Below are 18,106 nucleotides of genomic sequence, written 5' to 3'. Positions count from 1 at the left end.
CGCTCGGGTTTGGAGATTTGCGGCGCCCTGTGGCGCCACCCCTATCACGCCACACTACGCCCCACCCGGTGCTGGCCGACTATCCCGAATTGCGGGGGACCCGTTCCTCCTCCTGATGGAGACGAAACAATGAAAAAGACTCTACTCGTGGCCGCGCTCTCGGGCGTCTTCGCAACGGCCGCACACGCTCAGAGCAGCGTGACGCTGTACGGCCTGATCGACGCCGGCATCACTTATACGAACAACCAGGGCGGCCACAGTTCATGGTCGGAAACGAGCGGCTCGATCAACGGTAGCCGCTGGGGCCTGCGTGGCAATGAAGACCTGGGCGGCGGCCTGAAGGCGATCTTCGTGCTCGAAAACGGTTTCGGCATCAACAACGGCACGCTCAAGCAGAACAGCCGCGAATTCGGCCGCCAGGCTTACGTCGGCCTTGGCCACAACCAGTTCGGTTCGGTCACGCTCGGCCGCCAGTACGACAGCGTCGTCGACTTCCTGGCCCCGCTGTCGCTGACGGGCACGCAGTACGGCGGCACGCAGTTCGCCCACCCGTTCGACAACGACAACCTGAACAACTCGTTCCGGATCAACAACTCGGTCAAGTACACGAGCGTCAACTACGGCGGCCTGAAGTTCGGTGGCTTGTACGGCTTCTCGAACAGCGACCAGTTCTCGAACAACCGTGCGTTCAGCGGCGGCGTGTCGTACTCGTATCTCGGCTTCAACATCGCGGCCGGCTACCTGCAGCTCGACAACAACATCACCGGCCTCACGTCGGCGACGCTGTCGAACACGGGCGGCGCGGTGGCGGGCGACAACACGTTCGTCGGCAAGCGCCAGCGCGTGTTCGGCGGCGGTCTGACCTACACGTTCGGTCCGGCCACGGCGGGCTTCGTGTTCACGCAGACGCGCGTGAACCGCGCGCTCGGCATCGCGGCCAGCCCGTCGGGCGTGTCGACCGGCCTTGCGCTGGACGGCACCTTCGCGCGCTTCAACAACTACGAAGTCAACGCCCGCTACGCGCTGACGCCGGCCCTGTCGGTCGCCGGTTCCTGGACGTACACGGCCGGCTTCCTCGACGGCCGTCACCCGGGCTGGAACCAGTTCAACCTGCAGACCTCGTATGCACTGTCCAAGCGCACCGACGTCTACCTGCAGGGCGAATACCAGCACGTCAGCAACGACGGCCTGGCGATCGGTGCCTATGTGAACGGTCTCGGCGGCGCTTCGTCGACGAACAAGCAGATCGCCGTCACGGCCGGCCTGCGTCACCGCTTCTGATCGACCGCGTCCTGACGCGCCGCGGCAATCCGGCGGCGATCATGACAAAAGCGCCCCTTGGGGCGCTTTTTTTGTTTTCGGGCGAGGCGACGAGATTGCCGGTGTAGTCGGCGACGGGCTGCTACGCGGCGGGCGCCGGGTAACGGACGTCGAGCACGTCCACGGGCTGCGGGCCGCCCGGCGTCACAAGCGTGACCGTGTCGCCGATGCGCGCCTTCAGCAGCGCGCGCGCGATCGGCGAGACCCAGCTGACGTGGCCGCGATCCAGGTCGACCTCGTCGACGCCGACGATCGTGATGGTGTGCTCGTCGCCGTCCTCGGTCGCGTAATCGACGGTCGCGCCGAAGAACACCTGGTCGGCACTCTCCTGCCGGCTCGCGTCGACCACCTCGGCCAGATCGAGCCGCTTGGTCAGGAAGCGGATCCGCCGGTCGATCTCGCGCAGCCTGCGCTTGCCGTAGATGTAATCGCCGTTCTCGGAGCGGTCGCCGTTCGAGGCGGCCCACGACACCAGCTTGACCACCTCGGGACGCTCCTCGTCGATCAGGTGCAGCAGCTCGTCGCGCAGCCGCTTGTGACCGGCCGGCGTGATGTAGTTCTTCGCACCGGGCGGAATCGGCGGCAAGGCCGCATCGAGCTCGTCATCGTCGCCGTCCGACTCCTTCACAAACGCCTTGTTCATTCCGTTCCAGACTACCCATGAGATGCCCCAAGGGTACACGAATGGCCTTCCTGAAGAAATCGGCGTCAAACACTTCCCTTTTCAAAAAACCTTGCTATAATCTCACTTCTGCGTGCGGCTGTAGCTCAGTTGGATAGAGTACTTGGCTACGAACCAAGGGGTCGTGGGTTCGAATCCTGCCAGCCGCGCCATTTTTTAACGGGTTGTCCTACGGGATCTCCCGGCAGTACGATGCAGTATCGTTTTGCGTGCGGCTGTAGCTCAGTTGGATAGAGTACTTGGCTACGAACCAAGGGGTCGTGGGTTCGAATCCTGCCAGCCGCGCCATCTTTTGAAGGGCCTTCCTCCGGGAAGGCCCTTTTGTTTTGTCGGTCCAATTCGCACGCCCGATGCAACCGCATCGGCATCGCCCGCTCCCCGTCATGAAAAAAAGCGGCACGCCGCTTTCGCGCGTGCCGCTTTTCCAGGGCGACGCCCTGCGCCGCCGGCCCGTCAGTAGTCCTGCCGCTCGCGGTCGATCCGCATCCCGCCGTCGTGGCGCGTATGGGCCGTGTCGTCGCTCGAACGCTCGCGCATGATCCGCATCACGTCCGGGTTGGTCCGCACGCGCCGCATCACGTTCGCGAGATGGACGCGGTCGCTCACCTGGATCACGAAGCGCAGCACCGTCGATTCGTGCGCCAGATCCTCGTCCATCGCGATGTGGACGATGTTCGCGTCGGCCGAGGTGATGTCGGCCGCGACGCGCGCGAAGATGCCCTTGGTGTTCTTCACCAGCACCTTCACCGTCACGTCGAACAGGCGGCCCGGCTGCGGCGCCCAGGCGACGTCGATCCAGCGGCCCGGATCGCGCCGGTGGATGCGCTGCGCCACCCGGCAATCCGTCGTATGGATCGCCATGCCCAGACCGATGCCGATGTAGCCCATGATGCTGTCGCCCGGAATCGGCCGGCAGCAGGCCGAGAGCTGCACCGACATGCCCTCGGTGCCGGTGATCGCGACGGGCGGCGCGTTGTGCGCCGGACGGTCGGCACGCGGCATGTCGTCGTCGGCGTCCCGCCCGCTCATCAGCACCTCGATGCGCTTGGCCATCACCGCCGGCACGCGCCGGCCGAGGCCGATGTCCGCGAAGATCTCCTGACGGCTCTTGTTGCCGGTCCACTGCACGAGCTTTTCCCACACGTCGGGCTGCACGTCGGCCAGCGCGAGACCGTAGCCCTTGAGGCTCTGGTCGACGAGCCGCTCGCCCAACTGCACCGATTCATTCAGGCGCATCGTCTTCAGATAGTGGCGGATCGCCGAACGCGCCTTGCCGGTGCGCACGAAGCCGAGCCAGACCGGATTCGGCTTCGAGTACGGTGCCGTGATCACCTCGACGATGTCGCCGCTCTTGAGCTCGGTGCGCAGCGGCAGCAACTCGTTGTTGATCTTCACGGCCACGCACTGGTTGCCGAGATCGCTATGCACGGCGTAGGCGAAGTCGAGCGCCGTCGCGCCGCGCGGCAGCGCCATGATCTTCGACTTCGGCGTAAACACGTAGACGGCGTCCGGGAACAGGTCGATCTTGACGTGTTCGAGGAACTCGCTCGAGTCGCCCGCCTCGCTCTGGATGTCGAGCAGCGACTTGAGCCACTGGTGCGCGCGCATCTGCACGTCGTTGAGATCGGCGCCGCCGTTCTTGTAGAGCCAGTGCGCGGCCACGCCGGCCTCGGCGATCTCGTGCATCTTGCGGGTGCGGACCTGGAACTCGATCGGCGCGCCGAACGGGCCGACCACGGTGGTGTGCAGCGACTGGTAGCCGTTCACCTTCGGGATCGCGATGTAGTCCTTGAACTTGCCCGGCACGGGCTTGTAGAGCGCATGCAGCGCACCGATGCAGGTGTAGCACTCGAGCGGATGCTCGACCACCACGCGGAAGCCATACACGTCGAGCACCTGCGAGAACGACAATTGCTTGTCGCGCATCTTGCGGTAGATGCTGTAGATGGTCTTCTCGCGGCCGGTGATCTCGGCGTCGAGCTTCGCGTCCACCACCGTGCGCTGCGCGGCCTCGAGGATCTTGCCGACCACTTCGCGGCGGTTGCCGCGCGCGGCCTTCACGGCCTTCTCGAGCGTTGCGTAGCGATGCGGGTTGAAGTTCGCGAAGCTCATCTCCTGCAGTTCGCGATAGGTGTTGTTCAGGCCGAGCCGGTGCGCGATCGGCGCGTAGATGTCGAGCGTCTCGCGCGCCACACGGCGGCGCTTCTCCATCGGCACCGCGCCGAGCGTGCGCATGTTGTGCAGACGGTCGGCCAGCTTAACGAGGATCACGCGCACGTCGCGCGCCATCGCGAGCAGCATCTTGCGGAAGTTTTCCGCCTGCGCTTCCTCGCGGCTGCGGAACTCCATCTTGTCGAGCTTGGACAGCCCGTCGACGAGCTCGGCCACCTTCGGACCGAAGCGCTCGGCGAGCTCGCTCTTCATGACGCCCTGGTCTTCCATCACGTCGTGCAGCAGCGCGGCCATCACCGCCTGCGCGTCGAGCTTCCAGCCGGCGCAGATTTCGGCGACGGCGACGGGATGGGTAATGTAGGGTTCGCCGCTCTGGCGATATTGACCGAGGTGGGCTTCGTCACTGAAGTGGAACGCCGCCTTCACCTCCTTGATCTCCTCCGGGGGCAGATACTCGGCAAGCGCGGCCGTCAGTTTCGCGATCGAAACGACGCCGTGCTTGCGAGGTTGCTCCGGAGTGGCGGTCGGCCCGAACAGATGGCGAAACGACTGTTCGAGGACCGCATCGATGTACTGCCGCGCCGGCGAGGTGACCGTCGCTTCCGTGCTTTCGGCCGGGCCGGTTTCCGCGGAGGCGGACGATGGTGAGTTGCTCATATTCGCCTCCTCAGGTTGGCACGTCGGGTTGCGCGGGACTACATGACTCGAGTGACCGAGTGTGCCTTAAACCGGCACTTTCTTCAGCATCTCGATGCCGACCTGGCCCGCCGCGATCTCGCGCAGCGCAACCACGGTGGGCTTGTCGCGGCTTTCGATCTTCGGCGTATGGCCTTGCGCGAGCTGCCGCGCGCGGTAGGTGGCGGCGAGCGCCAGTTCGAAGCGATTCGGGATTTGCTTCAGGCAGTCTTCGACGGTAATGCGAGCCATGTTGGTGTTCCTTCTGAATATGTTGCCTATTCTACCTTATGTCCCTCATCCCTCGCCTTCACTCGGCGTGCGGGAGATGGATGCCGAGCTCGATGAAAAGCTCGGCGTGGCGTGCGTATTGCGAAGCGAAGCGCAGCCGCGTGGCGGCCACGATGCGCTGCAGCTCGGCGAGCGCCGTGTCGAAGTGTTCGTTGATCACCACGTACTCGGCCTCGGAGGCGTGTGCGATCTCGCTGCCGGCCGCCAGCAGCCGCCGCGTAATCACGTTCGGCTCGTCCTGGCCGCGTTTCTTCAGACGCTCCTCGAGCGCCGCGAGCGAGGGAGGCAGGATGAAGATGCCGACCGCGTTGCGGAACTGCTTCTTGACCTGCTGCGCGCCCTGCCAGTCGATCTCGAGCAGCACGTCGCGCCCGCTCGCCATCTGCTCCTCGATCCAGACGCGCGAGGTGCCGTAGTAGTTGCCATGCACCTCGGCGCTTTCGAGGAATTCATGCGCCGCGTGGCGCGTGCGGAAATCCTCGACGCTCGTGAAGTGATAGTGTTCGCCGTCCTGCTCGCCCGGACGCGGCTTGCGCGTCGTGTACGAGATCGACAGGCGGATCTCGTCGTCCTTGGCGAGCAGCGCGTTCACGAGCGTCGACTTGCCCGCGCCCGACGGCGCCACCACCATGAACAGGTTGCCGGGATACGCGCCGGCATGCAGCGCGTGCGCGTCTCGGTTCGATTCGGTCATCTTGCCTTACTCCAGGTTTTGCACTTGCTCGCGCATCTGCTCGATCAGCAGCTTGAGCGCCATCGACGCATCGGCCAGCTCCTTGGCCGCGGCCTTCGAGCCGAGCGTGTTCGCCTCGCGGTTCAGTTCCTGCATCATGAAGTCGAGCCGCTTGCCCACGCGCCCGCCCTTCTCGATCACGTGGCGCGTCTCGTTCAGATGCGCGGTCAGCCGCGACAGCTCTTCCGCGATGTCGATGCGGATGCCGTACATCGTCACTTCCTGACGGATCCGCTCCGCCGCTTCCTCGCGCGTGACCACCGTCTGCGCGCCCTCGGGCGCCGCGATGCCGAGCGCTTCCTGCAGGCGTTCGACGATCTTCTGCTGGTGTTTCGTGATCAGCTCCGGCACGAGCGGCGTGATGCGCGCGACGATCGCCTCCATCTCGGTGGCGTTCGCGAGCAGCATCGTGGCCAGTTGCGCGCCTTCGCGCGAGCGCACCACCACGAGTTCGCCGATCGCTTCCTTGCCACAGGCCAGCACCGCGTCGCGCAGCGCCTCGGCCGACACGCCGCTCTCGGCGAGCACGCCGGGCCAGCGCAGGATCTCACCCGCGCGCAGCCGGCCCGCGCCGGGGAACGCGTCGAGCACCGAGCGCTCGAGCTCGGCGAGCTGGCCGAGCGCGGTGCCGTTCAGCGCGCCCGCCTGGGCGGTCTGCTCGCTGCGCTGCAGGTTGATGCGCACGTCGACCTTGCCGCGCGAGAGCTTGTTCATCAACATCTCGCGCAGCGCCGGTTCGCAGACACGCACGTCGTCCGGCATCCGGAAATTGAGGTCCAGGAAGCGCGAATTCACCGTGCGCAGTTCGACCGACACGCTGGTGGTGCCATTGCCCGAAGTGGCCACGAGTTCGCGCGTCGCGCTCGCGTAGCCCGTCATGCTGTAGATCATGGTTGGTCTCGCCGGTGAATGGGCCGCAATGGCCCGGGATTCCAGAGGCGCCCGGCGCGGTCGAAGCACGGGGCGCGAAACCCGCATTATCCCATTTTTGACGACGCCCCCGCCCGCGGGTACCCGCGCACGCGCGCCCGCCATGCGCCGCGCGAGCGCGACCGATGCGCGGCGGCCTTGCGCGGTAAAATCGCGGTTTCCCTCCGGATGCCCCACCCCACCATGACGAATCCCTCCCTGCGCCCGAGCGGCCGCCAAGCCGACCAGCTCCGCGAGGTGCGCCTGACCCGCCAATACACGAAGCATGCCGAAGGATCGGTGCTCGTCGAATTCGGCGACACCAAGGTGATCTGCACGGCCAGCGTGGCCGAGCGCGTGCCCGAGTTCCTGCGCGACCGCGGTCAGGGCTGGCTCACCGCCGAATACGGCATGCTGCCGCGCGCCACCCACACGCGCAGCGACCGCGAGGCCGCGCGCGGCAAGCAGACCGGCCGCACCCAGGAGATCCAGCGCCTGATCGGCCGCGCGCTGCGCGCCGTGGTCGATCTCGAACAGCTCGGCCCGCGCACCATCCATATCGACTGCGACGTGATCCAGGCCGACGGCGGCACGCGCACGGCCAGCATCACCGGCGCGTTCGTCGCCGTGCAGGACGCGATCGAGAAGCTCGTCGCCGCCGGCAAGCTCGAACGCTCGCCGATCAACGATTCGGTCGCCGCGATCTCGGTGGGCGTCTACCAAGGCACGCCGCTGCTCGATCTCGACTACGCCGAGGATTCGCGCTGCGACACCGACATGAACGTCGTGATGACGGGCGCGGGCGGCCTCGTCGAGGTGCAGGGCACGGCCGAGGGCGCGCCGTTCACGCGCGCCGAGATGAACGCGCTGCTCGACCTCGCGCAGAAGGGCATCGGCGAACTGATCGCGCTGCAGAAAGCGGCGCGGGAAGCGTGACATGAGCGACCACATCGACCCGGCACGCGGCGGCGAACCCGCGCCGCTCACGCGCATCGTGCTTGCCTCGAACAACGCCGGCAAGCTGCGTGAATTCGCGGCGCTGTTCGAGACGGTCGGCATCGAGATCGTCCCGCAGGGCAAGCTCGACGTACACGAAGCCGAGGAGCCGTACCTGACCTTCATCGAGAACGCGCTGACCAAGGCGCGCCACGCCTCGCGCGCGACCGGCCTGCCCGCGATCGCCGACGATTCGGGCCTCTGCGTGCGTGCGCTGCGCGGCGCGCCCGGCGTGCATTCGGCGCGCTACGCGCAGCTCGCCGGGCTGGAAAAGAGCGACGCGGCCAACAATGCGCATCTGGTCGCGCAACTGCGGGGCGTAGACGACCGGCGCGCCTATTATTACTGCGTGCTCGCACTGGTTCGACATCCCGACGATCCCGAGCCGTTGTTCGCCGAAGGCCGCTGGCAGGGCGAGGTGATCGACACGCCGCGCGGCGCGAACGGCTTCGGCTACGATCCGCATTTCCTGCTGCCGACGCTGGACGCGACCGTCGCCGAACTCGAGCCGGCCGCGAAGAACGACATCAGCCATCGTGCGATCGCGCTGCGCGCGCTGCTCGCGCGCCTCGGAGAAGACGCGTGAGCCAGGCCGCCGACACCGGGCAACGGATCGTCGCGACGTTCGCGTCGCCGGGCAGGATCCGCCTCACCTCGCTGCCGCCGCTCGCGCTCTACGTCCATTTCCCGTGGTGCGTGCGCAAGTGCCCGTACTGCGATTTCAACTCGCATGAATGGAAGGGCGAGCGGTTTCCCGAGAAGGAATACCTCGACGCGCTGCGCGCCGACCTCGAACAGGCGCTGCCGTTCGTCTGGGGCCGTCAGGTGCATACCATCTTCATCGGCGGCGGCACGCCGAGCCTGCTGTCGGCGGGCGGGCTCGACCGGCTGCTGTCCGACGTGCGCGCGCTGCTGCCGCTCGACGCCGATGCCGAGATCACGCTCGAGGCCAACCCGGGCACGTTCGAGGCCGCCAAGTTCGCGCAGTTCCGCGCGAGCGGCGTGAACCGGCTGTCGATCGGCATCCAGAGCTTCAACGAAGGTCATCTGAAGGCGCTCGGCCGCATCCACGACACCGCGCAGGCGCGCGCGGCCGTCGAGATCGCCGCGAACACATTCGACAATTTCAATCTCGACCTGATGTTCGCGCTGCCGAACCAGAGCCTCGACGAATGCCGCGCCGACATCGAGACCGCGCTCGCCTACGCGCCGCCGCACCTGTCGCTCTATCACCTGACGCTCGAACCGAACACGACGTTCGCGAAGTTCCCGCCGGCGGTGCCCGACGACGACGCGTCGGCCGACATGCAGGACTGGATCCACGAGCGCACGGCCGAGGCCGGCTACGGGCGCTACGAGGTGTCGGCCTATGCGCAGCCGCACCGCCAGTGCAGGCACAACCTCAATTACTGGCGCTTCGGCGACTATCTCGGCATCGGCGCGGGCGCGCATACGAAGCTGTCGCTCCCGAACCGGATCCTGCGGCAGGCGCGCTACAAGCATCCGGCCACGTTCATCGAGCAGGCGATGGCCGGCACGCCGGTGCAGGAAGAGCGCGAGGTGGGGCCGCGCGATCTGCCGTTCGAATTCATGCTGAACACGCTGCGGCTGGTGGAGGGGTTCCCGGTGGCGAGCTATGCCGAGCGCACCGGGCTGCCGTTCTCGACGATCGAGTCGGCGCTGGTGGAAGCGGAACGGCGCGGGCTGATCCAGCGCGACTTCGAACGGATCTCGCCGACGCCGCTCGGCCAGCGCTTTCTCAACGATCTCCAGGAACTGTTCCTGCGCGACGACGAAGCGTGAATCGCGCGGGATGTTCGCCCGGCGTAAGGAACGTTAAAAGGAACCGGTGCCGGGGGCGGACAGCGCCGGCATTTCGGTTACAATGCCGGCCGTGGAAGCGTGGCCGAGTGGTTTAAGGCACCGGTCTTGAAAACCGGCGACGGGCAACCGTCCGTGAGTTCGAATCTCACCGCTTCCGCCAGAAAGCCTTATCTGACAAGGCTTTCCTGGAGACCAACCGGCGATACCCGCCAAGCAACCCACCCTAAACAAAAGTCGTATTTCTGCCACTAGGAGGCCGAAATGCCGACCTTCACGCTGACCGCTCGCGTCGTGCTGCACAAAGACGATGCGCGGACCGAAGAGCACTCTCCTGACGCTGACGAGTACAAAACGCTGCATGCGGAAATGCACCGGCGTGACTACCGGCGCTACTTCATCAACCGGGACGACAAGGTGAAGAAGTTGCCGGCAGGTTTGTACTTCATCGAACTCAAAGCCGATTCGTGATTACTGGCGGCAACGGCGTGCGCGGGGCTGGCCTCGAAACGATCACCGAAGATCCCGACAAAGATACGTTGATCGACCCTTGATTTCAATTTCTTCAACGTAGGAACAACGTGACCGTCTTGCGCAACGCACTGGCGCCGCTACAATCTGCGTTGCACGTCGGAGGTTCAAACTAGCCCGCCCTGGCAGCGGGAGGTACCTTACTCAAACGGCGGGCACGAGCCCCGGACGTTAAAACCATCCCGCCCCGGCAGCGTGCGAGGTACGTTACTCAGACGGGGCTCCCTCATTCCCCGCAGCACCAATGAGAAAGCCCTCGGCGTGGCCGAGGGCTCGCGCGCTTCTGCACGGCCGGTCACGCGACCGGCGCCGGCCTGGTTCGGCTGACCGACTCGCTGTCGGCCAGCGGCTCGCCGCGGATAGGAGTGAGACTTTCGTCTCTAGCCAGCATCTCCGAGCAGATGCAAATCGCGCCGGTATGCACGTCTCGACCTTTGGTCCCAGGCCCCTGGATGTCCGTGACCCAGTCGTAGCCGTCCTCGAAACATCTCTCCACGACTCGAACGATCAGCCCGATACGCTCGGGCACCCGGCATCGCGTGACAATCGCAAGATCCCCCGGACGGCAACACAGTCGATCACCCAACGCAGGCAATCTGAACGGCCTTGCCGAAAATCGCTCTCGGCTGAGAAATCTGGCCGATGCGTCGCAGATGGTGCCGTACAGCCTGGCGCTGGACGACGGGAAAACCGTCATCACCCTGCCGAACCTGAGCCAATCCGCCATCCGCCTGGACCCGCCCGGCAACATGTGTTTCTAGCCGACATCCCGGATCTTCGTCGAGCCGGCCTCGAAGGGCGGCAATTACCACGACATGCTCATATTCACGGTGATGGCGAAGGCGTGATTGACCGCCGCAGGTAATTCGCGGCGGCCCCCTCGCGATCGTTTCTCCTGATGGTTTTCTCCGGCGTGCGGGCTATGCTGGAGACGACCCGATCGCTCCCGGACGGCCGCCGCCATGTCGCCAACACTCCGCCCTGCTTCGCCTCGGGCGCTCGCACGCCTTGCACGCCTCGCCGCGTGGCTCGCCGGCGCGCTCGTCGTCGCCGGCTGCACGATCACGCTGCCGCAGCGCGCGCTGGTGCTGCCGTCCTCTCCGGCCGCGGGCGGCACAACACAGGCCCAATATCGCGACGCGGTCGCGCAACGGATTCTCGACGCGAACGCCTCGAGCGTCCTTCACGGCACGCCGCAGGCGATGCTGCGCTCGCTCGTGGTGGTCGCCTTCACGGTCGATCGCGACGGCCGGCTGCTGCGCTCCTCGGTCTATCGCAGCAACGGCGACGACGGGGCCGAGGCGATCGCGCTGCAATCGCTGCGCCGCGCGGCGCCGCTGCCGAAGCCACCGGCGCCCCTGCTCGATGGACACGGCCAGCTGGACATGATGGAAAGCTGGCTGTTCAACGACAACGGCCAGTTCCAGCTGCGCACGAAGGCGACGCAGCAGGCGCAGACGATCGATTGAGACGCGCGCCACATGGATCGCCGCCACGCATCCTGCCCATTCCTGGCCCGCCCGCGGGCCGACCCGACCGACGCGTCGCCATGCACACGACCATGCAAGCGCGCCGCCGGATTGATTCCGCCCGAGCCGGCCCGGGCCGTACAGGCTTCGCACGCCTGCATGCTCCCGCGCCCGCGCGCTTCGTTACACGCAGGCGGTTGTTATAATGCCGTCCATCCCGCTCCGTCTTTCCAGACCGCTCGCCGCGGGCCGCCTACCCGGCCGGTCCACCGCGCGAGCCAGACAGGCCAGCGCTCGCGCGACGCGCGCGAGCCGCCCTAGGACGCACGCCGGCCCTCGTGCCGCCCGCGACATCGGCACCGGCGCAACGCGCCTGGCTGCCGGCTCCATTCCAATCATTCGAACATCCGGCCGGCACCCCGCGTGCCGTTTGCCCCGCACCACGGAAACATCATGTCCTCTACCCCAGCGACGGCCGACGCCGCGCAGCACGGATCGAGCACGGTCAGCCAGCGGCGCATCGTCTTCGCAAGCTTCATCGGCACCGCGATCGAGTTCTACGATTTCTACGTCTACGCTACCGCCGCCGCGCTCGTGATCGGTCCGGTGTTCTTCCCGCACGGTTCGGCAACGGCGCAGGCGCTGTCGGCGTTCGTCACGTTCGGCATCGCGTTCATCGCGCGGCCGATCGGCTCGTTCCTGTTCGGCCACTTCGGCGACCGCTTCGGCCGCAAGTCGACGCTGGTCGCCTCGCTGCTGGTGATGGGCGTGTCGACCACGGCGATCGGCTTCGTGCCCGGCTACGCCGCGATCGGCGCGCTCGCGCCGGTGCTGCTCTGCGTGCTGCGCTTCGGCCAGGGCATCGGCCTGGGCGGCGAATGGGCCGGCGCCGCGCTGCTCGCCACCGAACACGCGCCGCCCGGCAAGCGCGGCTGGTTCGGGATGTTCCCGCAGCTCGGCCCGTCGATCGGCTTCCTGATGTCGAACGGTCTGTTCTTCGCGCTCGCGATCGGCCTGAGCGACGACCAGTTCCGCGACTGGGGCTGGCGCGTGCCGTTCATCGTCAGCGCCGTGCTGGTGGCGGTGGGTCTCTACGTGCGCCTCAAGATCACCGAAACGCCGGCGTTCCAGGCCGCGATCGAACGCAACGAGCGCGTGCGCATGCCGGTGGCGGCGCTGCTCTCGCGGCACTGGGCGCCCACCCTGCTCGGCTCGGTCGCGATGATCGTCTGCTACACGCTGTTCTACATCTCCACGGTGTTCTCGCTGTCCTACGGAGTCGGCAAGCTGCACATCGCGCGCCCGAGCTTCCTCGGCCTGCTCTGCATCGCGGTGGTGTTCATGGCGATCGCCACGCCGATTTCCGCGTGGGCAGCGGACCGCTTCGGCCGCAAGCCGATCCTGATCGCAGGCGGGCTCGCCGCGCTGCTGTCGGGCTTCACGATGGAGCCGCTGCTCGGCAGCGGCTCGATACCGCTCGTCGCGCTGTTCCTGATCATCGAACTGTTTCTGATGGGCGTCACGTTCGCGCCGATGGGCGCGCTGCTGCCGGAGCTGTTTCCGACCCACGTGCGCTACACCGGCGCCGGCGTCGCCTACAACCTCGGCGGGATCCTCGGCGCGTCGGTCGCGCCGTACATCGCGCAGTTGCTGGTCGCGCGCGGCGGGTTGTCGTGGGTGGGCGGCTACGTGTCGGTGGCCGCGGCGCTCAGCGTGATCGGCGTGCTGCTGATGCGCGAAACGCGCGACGCACGCCTGATGTGAGCCGACGGCGGGCCGGCGCGACGCGTCGGGCCGGCCCGCCGTCCGGCCGCGTGCGGGTGCGCCGACGCGGCGCCACCCTCCACCTTCCGGCTCGAATCGGACGCGCATCGAGGGGCGCAATCGCGCTCCTTCGCTCGCGTCACAGTCGGGCCGTCCGCCGCCCCCGCGCCGGATCTCCGTATAATTCCGTTTTGTCCGCGCCGCCTGCCGCCATGCCGCCATGCAACGGTTGACCGATTTCCTCCCGACGCTGACACGCCGCTCGCTACGACTCTGGCGCCTGTACGGCGTGTTCTGGCTCGGCGCGATCGTGGTCGGCATCACCGCCGTACTCTACGCACGCCTGATCGACTGGGGCTACGAGACGTTCCGCTCGCTGCAGCAGACGCACGCGTGGCTGCCGCTGATCCTGACGCCGGCCATCGCCTCCGCCTCGGTATGGCTCACGCGCCGCTTCTTTCGCGGCGCCGAGGGCAGCGGCATCCCGCAGGTGATCGCAACGCTGCAGGCCAGCCCGAGCGCGTTCGGCTCGCGGCTGCTGACGCTGCGCATCCTCGGCGGCAAGATCCTGATCTCGCTGCTCGGCATCCTCGGCGGCTTCACGATCGGCCGCGAGGGGCCGACGGTCCAGATCGGCGCCGCGCTGATGTTCAACCTGCGGCGCTTCTATCCACGCTCGAACGCGCTGATCGAGCGCCAGCTGGTGCTGGCGGGCGCGGCGGCCGGCCTGTCGGCGGCCTTCAACACGCCGCTGGCCGGGATCGTGTTCGCGATCGAGGAACTCACGCGCAGCTTCTCCGAGCGCGCGAGCGGCGTGCTGATCACGGCGATCATCATCGCCGGCGTGATCGCGCTCGGCATGAACGGCAACTACACCTACTTCGGCACGATCGACGTCGGCCCGCACTTCCCGCGACTGATCGCGGTGGCGGTGCTGGTCACCGCGATCGTCACCGGCATCGCGGGCGGCCTGTTCTCGTGGCTGCTGCTCAATACCAACCGCTGGCTGCCGGCCCGGCTGCTGACGATGTATCGCGGCCAGCCGGTCGCGTTCGCGGCGCTGTGCGGCCTCGTGATCGCGGTGGTCGGCATCGTCTCGGGCGGCACCACGTTCGGCAGCGGCTACGCGGAAGCGCGCGGCCTGCTAGGCGGCCATTCGCAGCTGTCGATGCTGTATCCGTTCGAGAAGATCGTCTCGATGGTCGCGTCGTACCTGCCCGGAATTCCCGGCGGGATCTTCGCGCCGTCGCTGTCGATCGGCGCCGGCTTCGGCAACCTGCTGCACCTGGTGTTCATCCATGTGCCGCTGCCGATGTTGATCGCGCTGGCGATGGTCGGCTATCTGGCGGCCGTCACGCAATCGCCGATCACCTCGTTCGTGATCGTGATGGAGATGATCAACGGGCATGCGCTCGTGATCTCGCTGATGGCCACCGCGCTGATCTCGAGCCGTGTGTCGCGCCTCTTCGTGCCGCCGCTCTACGAGGCGCTCGCGCACCGGTACCTGCATCCGCCCGCGCCGCCCGCCGCCGCGGCCAGCGACGATCGCCTCACGACGCCGGCCGACGCCACCACCTCGCCGGCCGATCCGCTGCGCACGCTGACGCCCGGGCCGGACGACGAGGCCGAGGGCAAGGCCGATCACGCCGCGGGCAGCGGGACGGCAGCGCGCGAGCCCGGCGCGACTGACGGCAACCCGGCTCCCGCACGGGGCGCCGCTCAGGATGCCGAATCGGCCTCATCGGCCCGGACCGACGAAATCGATGCCGCCGGCACGGTAAGCCGCGACACCGCCACGCCGCCCGCGAACCCGCCCGCGCCGCGCGACGCGAACGACCCGAACGAGCCGCCGGCGCGCTGAACGCGCCACGACCTCGCCTCAATACACGACGACGTGCGCCGGATGGTAATACACCGGCCGCGCCGGCACGACCACGCACCCGGCCAGCACGATGGCGGCGAGCGCGATCACGAACAGGGTCCGTTTCATGACGACGCTCCGTCAGGCCCAGTGGCCGCGCACCCAGATCCAGTTCGGACCGCGCGCCACCCAGTGCCCCGGCGCCCAGTGCAGGCCGACACGCTCGGCCTGCCAGTGACCCGCGACCCACACGTAATGGCCGCGTCGCCAGTCCCAATGGCCGCGATCCCAGACATAGCCGACCCGTTCGGCCGGCACTACCTCGTAGCGCGGCGGCGGCGGCGCGCTCGGTGCGACGATCACGACCTCCTCGGCGGAGGCGGCGAGCGGCGCGACGGCGGTCCCGACGGTGGCGAGCGCGAGTGCGAGCGGCAGCAGATGGCGAGCGGTGGAACGAATCATGGTGACCTCCTTTGTCGTCGATTCGGATACGCGTTTCAGGCGCGTACCGGTTCAATGCGCGAGCCGCGCGAACGGCCGACAACGGCCGTGTTACGACGAGGGGCAAAGTGCAACAGCTCGTAAAGGCGCCAGGCGGCGGAGGTGAACGCGAAACGACGACGGGCGCGGCGACGCATCGGCACCCTCGAAACGAGTGGGGACGGTCAGAGCAGGCCGCGAAACGCGCGGCGCAGGCGGCGCGAACGGCCGACGAAGGGCAAAGGGGAAAACGGAAGAACGCGGCAACCACGCCGCGATCCGGGGCGCGCCCCGGGGCAACCCGGCGGCGCGCCGCCAAAACGACACGGCAACACGCGCGCCGCGGGCGCGGCGCGCGTACCCCGACGATCAGGCCTGCGGAATCTCGATCTTGACCTCGAGCACCTCGAGATCGTCCTGACGCTCGAGGCTCACGCGGATGTCGTCGTTCGAGATCTTCACGTACTTCGAGATCACGGCGAGCAACTCCTTCTGCAGCGCGGGCAGGTAGTCGGCGGGCGGCCGGCCACCGATGCGCTCGTGCGCGATGATCAGTTGCAGACGCTCCTTCGCGACGGCGGCGGATTTCTTCTTCTCTCCGAGGAGAAACGACAGAATCGACATGAGGTGCCTCCGTTACTTGCTGCCGAACAGGCGTTGCAGCAGGCCCGGCTTCTGGTAATCGACGAAGCGCAGCGGCTTGTCTTCACCGAGGAAGCGGGACACCACGTCCTTGTAGGCCTCGGCCACGTCGGTGCCGTCGAGATGCACGGCCGGCAGGCCCTGGTTCGAGGCGTGCAGCACCGCTTCGGACTCCGGAATCACGCCGATCAACTTGATCCGCAGGATTTCGCCGATGTCCTCGAGCGAGAGCATCTCGCCTTCGCTGACGCGCTTCGGGTTGTAGCGCGTGATCAGCAGGTGCTCGCGGATCGGCTCGCCGCCGTCGGCCGCGCGCTTGGTCTTCGACGACAGGATGCCGAGAATGCGGTCGGAGTCGCGCACCGACGACACTTCCGGGTTCGTGACCACCACCGCCTCGTCCGCGAAATACATCGCGTGCAGCGCGCCGGACTCGATGCCGGCCGGCGAATCGCAGACGATGTATTCGAAGTCCATCGCGATCAGGTCGTTGATCACCTTCTCGACGCCTTCGCGCGTGAGCGCATCCTTGTCGCGCGTCTGCGACGCCGGCAGGATGAACAGGTTCTCGCACTTCTTGTCCTTGATCAGCGCCTGATTCAGGTTCGCCTCGCCCTGGATCACGTTGACGAGGTCATAGACCACGCGCCGCTCGCAACCCATGATGAGATCGAGATTGCGCAGGCCGACGTCGAAGTCGATCACGGCCGTCTTGTGGCCGCGCAGCGCCAGCCCGGAGGCGAAGCTCGCACTCGTCGTCGTCTTGCCGACACCGCCCTTGCCCGAAGTCACCACGATGATTTTTGCCATTACCCTACCCTGTATTCGTCAATGAATCCGATCGATCCGCGTTCGCGTCTCGCGCCTGGCGTTCAGGTCAGCCGCAGCGGTTCGATCATCAGTTTCTCGTCCTCGAGCCGGATCTGCACCGACTTGCCGCGCACGTCGGCCGGCAGCGGGTTCTCGGTGGTTCGATAGATGCCCGCGATCGAGATCAGTTCCGGCTCGAGGCACGTGCAGAAGATCCGCGCCTCGTGGTTGCCGTGTACGCCGGCCAGCGCCCGGCCGCGCAGCGGCGCGTAAATATGGATATTGCCCTCGGCGATCACCTCGGCACCGTTGCTGACCGGCGCGAGCACGACCAGGTCGCCCTTCGCGTAGACCTGCTGGCCCGAGCGCAGCGGGCGGTCGATCACGAGCGTCTGCGGCGGCGCCGAAGTGGCCGGCGCCGGCACGGCCGAAGCTGCAGCCGCCACGTCGCTGGCCGCCGCGCCGGCGGCCGTCGCCGCGTCGCTGGCCGCCGCCTCCGGCGTCTCGCCGCCGGCCTCGGCCGGTGCGTCGCCGCTCGCGCCCGATGCCGCCTCGTGCGCCGCCCTGCCGGCCGGCGCGCGGCGATCGCGCGCCTCGAGCAGCGGCAGTCCGCCGACGGCGGCCCAGCCATGCTGCTCCGCTTGCGCGACCACGCCGATCGGGCGCATCCGCACTTCGTCGAGCAGCGCGCGCAGCGCGGCGAGCGACACCTGTTCGCCCTCGGCGAGGCGTCGCACGTCGATCGCGACGACGTCGTCCGCGAAAAACTCCGGCGTCGCTTCGAAGCGCTTGACCAGTTCGGCCCGCAGTGCATCCAGATCGACCGTCTTCACGACGAACAACAAGGTGTCGACCGAGCCGCTGCGAAGCTCGAAGAATGGCGATTTTTTAAGCGACATGGACGTCCTGCAAAAATTTTTTGCGTATTTTACAGGCGTCCGCGCGGGCGG

The 18,106-nt window shown here is 67.2% G+C and carries 17 protein-coding genes and 3 tRNA genes; 11 read left to right on the top strand and 9 right to left on the bottom strand.

Features of this window, described 5'->3' with window-relative positions:
- The first annotated feature begins 129 nt into the window (after positions 1 to 129).
- Positions 130 to 1,281: a porin gene (locus tag bpln_RS04250; protein ID WP_042624130.1), complete on the top strand. Its 1,152-nt coding sequence runs from the start codon at positions 130 to 132 to the stop codon at positions 1,279 to 1,281.
- Between the two features lie 121 nt (positions 1,282 to 1,402).
- Here the strand turns inward: bpln_RS04250 and greB are convergent, their stop codons facing one another.
- A complete protein-coding gene (gene greB, locus bpln_RS04245) occupies positions 1,403 to 1,963 on the bottom strand; it encodes a transcription elongation factor GreB (protein ID WP_042624129.1) in 561 nt (186 codons plus the stop codon).
- 114 nt (positions 1,964 to 2,077) lie between these two features.
- Here greB and bpln_RS04240 point away from each other — a divergent pair.
- Both bpln_RS04240 and bpln_RS04235 read left to right on the top strand, forming a co-directional pair.
- Positions 2,078 to 2,154, top strand: a tRNA-Arg gene (locus bpln_RS04240).
- Between the two features lie 59 nt (positions 2,155 to 2,213).
- Positions 2,214 to 2,290 (top strand) — tRNA-Arg (locus bpln_RS04235).
- Positions 2,291 to 2,455: 165 nt separating this feature from the next.
- Here the strand turns inward: bpln_RS04235 and bpln_RS04230 are convergent.
- From bpln_RS04230 to bpln_RS04215, 4 genes are all read right to left on the bottom strand, one after another.
- The gene (locus bpln_RS04230; protein ID WP_042624128.1) at positions 2,456 to 4,831 is read right to left on the bottom strand and encodes a RelA/SpoT family protein; all 2,376 of its coding nucleotides are present in this window, start codon (positions 4,829 to 4,831) and stop codon (positions 2,456 to 2,458) included.
- Between the two features lie 66 nt (positions 4,832 to 4,897).
- Positions 4,898 to 5,101 (bottom strand): DNA-directed RNA polymerase subunit omega, encoded by a 204-nt coding sequence (rpoZ, locus tag bpln_RS04225; RefSeq protein WP_006999799.1) that lies wholly within the window; start codon positions 5,099 to 5,101, stop codon positions 4,898 to 4,900.
- 58 nt (positions 5,102 to 5,159) lie between these two features.
- Positions 5,160 to 5,834, bottom strand: coding sequence for a guanylate kinase (gene gmk / locus bpln_RS04220; RefSeq protein ID WP_042624127.1), 675 nt, complete (start codon positions 5,832 to 5,834; stop codon positions 5,160 to 5,162).
- A 6-nt stretch (positions 5,835 to 5,840) separates the two neighbouring features.
- Positions 5,841 to 6,764: a YicC/YloC family endoribonuclease gene (locus bpln_RS04215; RefSeq protein ID WP_042624126.1), complete on the bottom strand. Its 924-nt coding sequence runs from the start codon at positions 6,762 to 6,764 to the stop codon at positions 5,841 to 5,843.
- Between the two features lie 222 nt (positions 6,765 to 6,986).
- Here bpln_RS04215 and rph point away from each other — a divergent pair, with 222 nt between their 5' ends.
- The 8 genes from rph (at position 6,987) to bpln_RS04170 (ending at position 15,224) form a co-directional block, all read left to right on the top strand.
- The gene (rph, locus tag bpln_RS04210) at positions 6,987 to 7,718 is read left to right on the top strand and encodes a ribonuclease PH (protein WP_042624125.1); all 732 of its coding nucleotides are present in this window, start codon (positions 6,987 to 6,989) and stop codon (positions 7,716 to 7,718) included.
- A 1-nt stretch (position 7,719) separates the two neighbouring features.
- Positions 7,720 to 8,364, top strand: a complete 645-nt coding sequence (rdgB, locus tag bpln_RS04205; protein ID WP_055138157.1) for an RdgB/HAM1 family non-canonical purine NTP pyrophosphatase — start codon at positions 7,720 to 7,722, stop codon at positions 8,362 to 8,364.
- The gene (gene hemW / locus bpln_RS04200; RefSeq protein WP_055138156.1) at positions 8,361 to 9,581 is read left to right on the top strand and encodes a radical SAM family heme chaperone HemW; all 1,221 of its coding nucleotides are present in this window, start codon (positions 8,361 to 8,363) and stop codon (positions 9,579 to 9,581) included. The genes rdgB and hemW overlap by 4 nt, the downstream gene beginning before the upstream one ends.
- 93 nt (positions 9,582 to 9,674) lie before the next feature.
- Positions 9,675 to 9,762: transfer RNA gene (locus bpln_RS04195), tRNA-Ser, on the top strand.
- Between the two features lie 101 nt (positions 9,763 to 9,863).
- Entirely contained in the window at positions 9,864 to 10,070 is a 207-nt protein-coding gene (locus tag bpln_RS04190) for a hypothetical protein (RefSeq protein ID WP_055138155.1), read from the top strand.
- 1,022 nt (positions 10,071 to 11,092) lie between these two features.
- Positions 11,093 to 11,599: an energy transducer TonB family protein gene (locus tag bpln_RS04180; RefSeq protein WP_055138153.1), complete on the top strand. Its 507-nt coding sequence runs from the start codon at positions 11,093 to 11,095 to the stop codon at positions 11,597 to 11,599.
- Positions 11,600 to 12,052: 453 nt separating this feature from the next.
- Positions 12,053 to 13,363: an MFS transporter gene (locus bpln_RS04175; protein WP_055138152.1), complete on the top strand. Its 1,311-nt coding sequence runs from the start codon at positions 12,053 to 12,055 to the stop codon at positions 13,361 to 13,363.
- A 220-nt stretch (positions 13,364 to 13,583) separates the two neighbouring features.
- Positions 13,584 to 15,224 (top strand): chloride channel protein, encoded by a 1,641-nt coding sequence (locus bpln_RS04170; RefSeq protein ID WP_055138151.1) that lies wholly within the window; start codon positions 13,584 to 13,586, stop codon positions 15,222 to 15,224.
- Positions 15,225 to 15,365: 141 nt separating this feature from the next.
- On the opposite strand, the gene bpln_RS04165 is transcribed toward bpln_RS04170, so the two are convergent.
- From bpln_RS04165 to minC, 4 genes are all read right to left on the bottom strand, one after another.
- Positions 15,366 to 15,686 (bottom strand): YXWGXW repeat-containing protein, encoded by a 321-nt coding sequence (locus bpln_RS04165; protein ID WP_042624106.1) that lies wholly within the window; start codon positions 15,684 to 15,686, stop codon positions 15,366 to 15,368.
- 387 nt (positions 15,687 to 16,073) lie between these two features.
- The gene (gene minE / locus bpln_RS04160; RefSeq protein WP_012734892.1) at positions 16,074 to 16,328 is read right to left on the bottom strand and encodes a cell division topological specificity factor MinE; all 255 of its coding nucleotides are present in this window, start codon (positions 16,326 to 16,328) and stop codon (positions 16,074 to 16,076) included.
- 12 nt (positions 16,329 to 16,340) lie between these two features.
- On the bottom strand, positions 16,341 to 17,156 hold the full coding sequence (gene minD, locus bpln_RS04155) for a septum site-determining protein MinD (protein WP_012734891.1): 816 nt from the start codon (positions 17,154 to 17,156) through the stop codon (positions 16,341 to 16,343).
- 62 nt (positions 17,157 to 17,218) lie between these two features.
- A complete protein-coding gene (minC, locus tag bpln_RS04150) occupies positions 17,219 to 18,055 on the bottom strand; it encodes a septum site-determining protein MinC (protein WP_055138150.1) in 837 nt (278 codons plus the stop codon).
- Positions 18,056 to 18,106: the final 51 nt, after the last annotated feature.

This window comes from Burkholderia plantarii, from assembly GCF_001411805.1.
GTDB lineage: Bacteria > Pseudomonadota > Gammaproteobacteria > Burkholderiales > Burkholderiaceae > Burkholderia > Burkholderia plantarii.
This window is presented reverse-complemented; position numbering and strand designations above follow the sequence as displayed.

What these genes read in the sequence shown, in the direction of transcription:
- bpln_RS04175 (WP_055138152.1), top strand. Translation starts at nt 12,053, where the DNA reads ATGTCCTCTACCCCAGCGACGGCCGACGCCGCGCAGCACGGATCGAGC.
- minD (WP_012734891.1), bottom strand. Translation starts at nt 17,156, where the DNA reads ATGGCAAAAATCATCGTGGTGACTTCGGGCAAGGGCGGTGTCGGCAAG.
- gmk (WP_042624127.1), bottom strand. Translation starts at nt 5,834, where the DNA reads ATGACCGAATCGAACCGAGACGCGCACGCGCTGCATGCCGGCGCGTAT.
- bpln_RS04165 (WP_042624106.1), bottom strand. Translation starts at nt 15,686, where the DNA reads ATGATTCGTTCCACCGCTCGCCATCTGCTGCCGCTCGCACTCGCGCTC.
- rph (WP_042624125.1), top strand. Translation starts at nt 6,987, where the DNA reads ATGACGAATCCCTCCCTGCGCCCGAGCGGCCGCCAAGCCGACCAGCTC.
- bpln_RS04170 (WP_055138151.1), top strand. Translation starts at nt 13,584, where the DNA reads ATGCAACGGTTGACCGATTTCCTCCCGACGCTGACACGCCGCTCGCTA.
- greB (WP_042624129.1), bottom strand. Translation starts at nt 1,963, where the DNA reads ATGAACAAGGCGTTTGTGAAGGAGTCGGACGGCGACGATGACGAGCTC.
- bpln_RS04230 (WP_042624128.1), bottom strand. Translation starts at nt 4,831, where the DNA reads ATGAGCAACTCACCATCGTCCGCCTCCGCGGAAACCGGCCCGGCCGAA.
- minC (WP_055138150.1), bottom strand. Translation starts at nt 18,055, where the DNA reads ATGTCGCTTAAAAAATCGCCATTCTTCGAGCTTCGCAGCGGCTCGGTC.
- bpln_RS04190 (WP_055138155.1), top strand. Translation starts at nt 9,864, where the DNA reads ATGCCGACCTTCACGCTGACCGCTCGCGTCGTGCTGCACAAAGACGAT.
- minE (WP_012734892.1), bottom strand. Translation starts at nt 16,328, where the DNA reads ATGTCGATTCTGTCGTTTCTCCTCGGAGAGAAGAAGAAATCCGCCGCC.
- bpln_RS04250 (WP_042624130.1), top strand. Translation starts at nt 130, where the DNA reads ATGAAAAAGACTCTACTCGTGGCCGCGCTCTCGGGCGTCTTCGCAACG.
- bpln_RS04180 (WP_055138153.1), top strand. Translation starts at nt 11,093, where the DNA reads ATGTCGCCAACACTCCGCCCTGCTTCGCCTCGGGCGCTCGCACGCCTT.
- bpln_RS04215 (WP_042624126.1), bottom strand. Translation starts at nt 6,764, where the DNA reads ATGATCTACAGCATGACGGGCTACGCGAGCGCGACGCGCGAACTCGTG.
- rpoZ (WP_006999799.1), bottom strand. Translation starts at nt 5,101, where the DNA reads ATGGCTCGCATTACCGTCGAAGACTGCCTGAAGCAAATCCCGAATCGC.
- rdgB (WP_055138157.1), top strand. Translation starts at nt 7,720, where the DNA reads ATGAGCGACCACATCGACCCGGCACGCGGCGGCGAACCCGCGCCGCTC.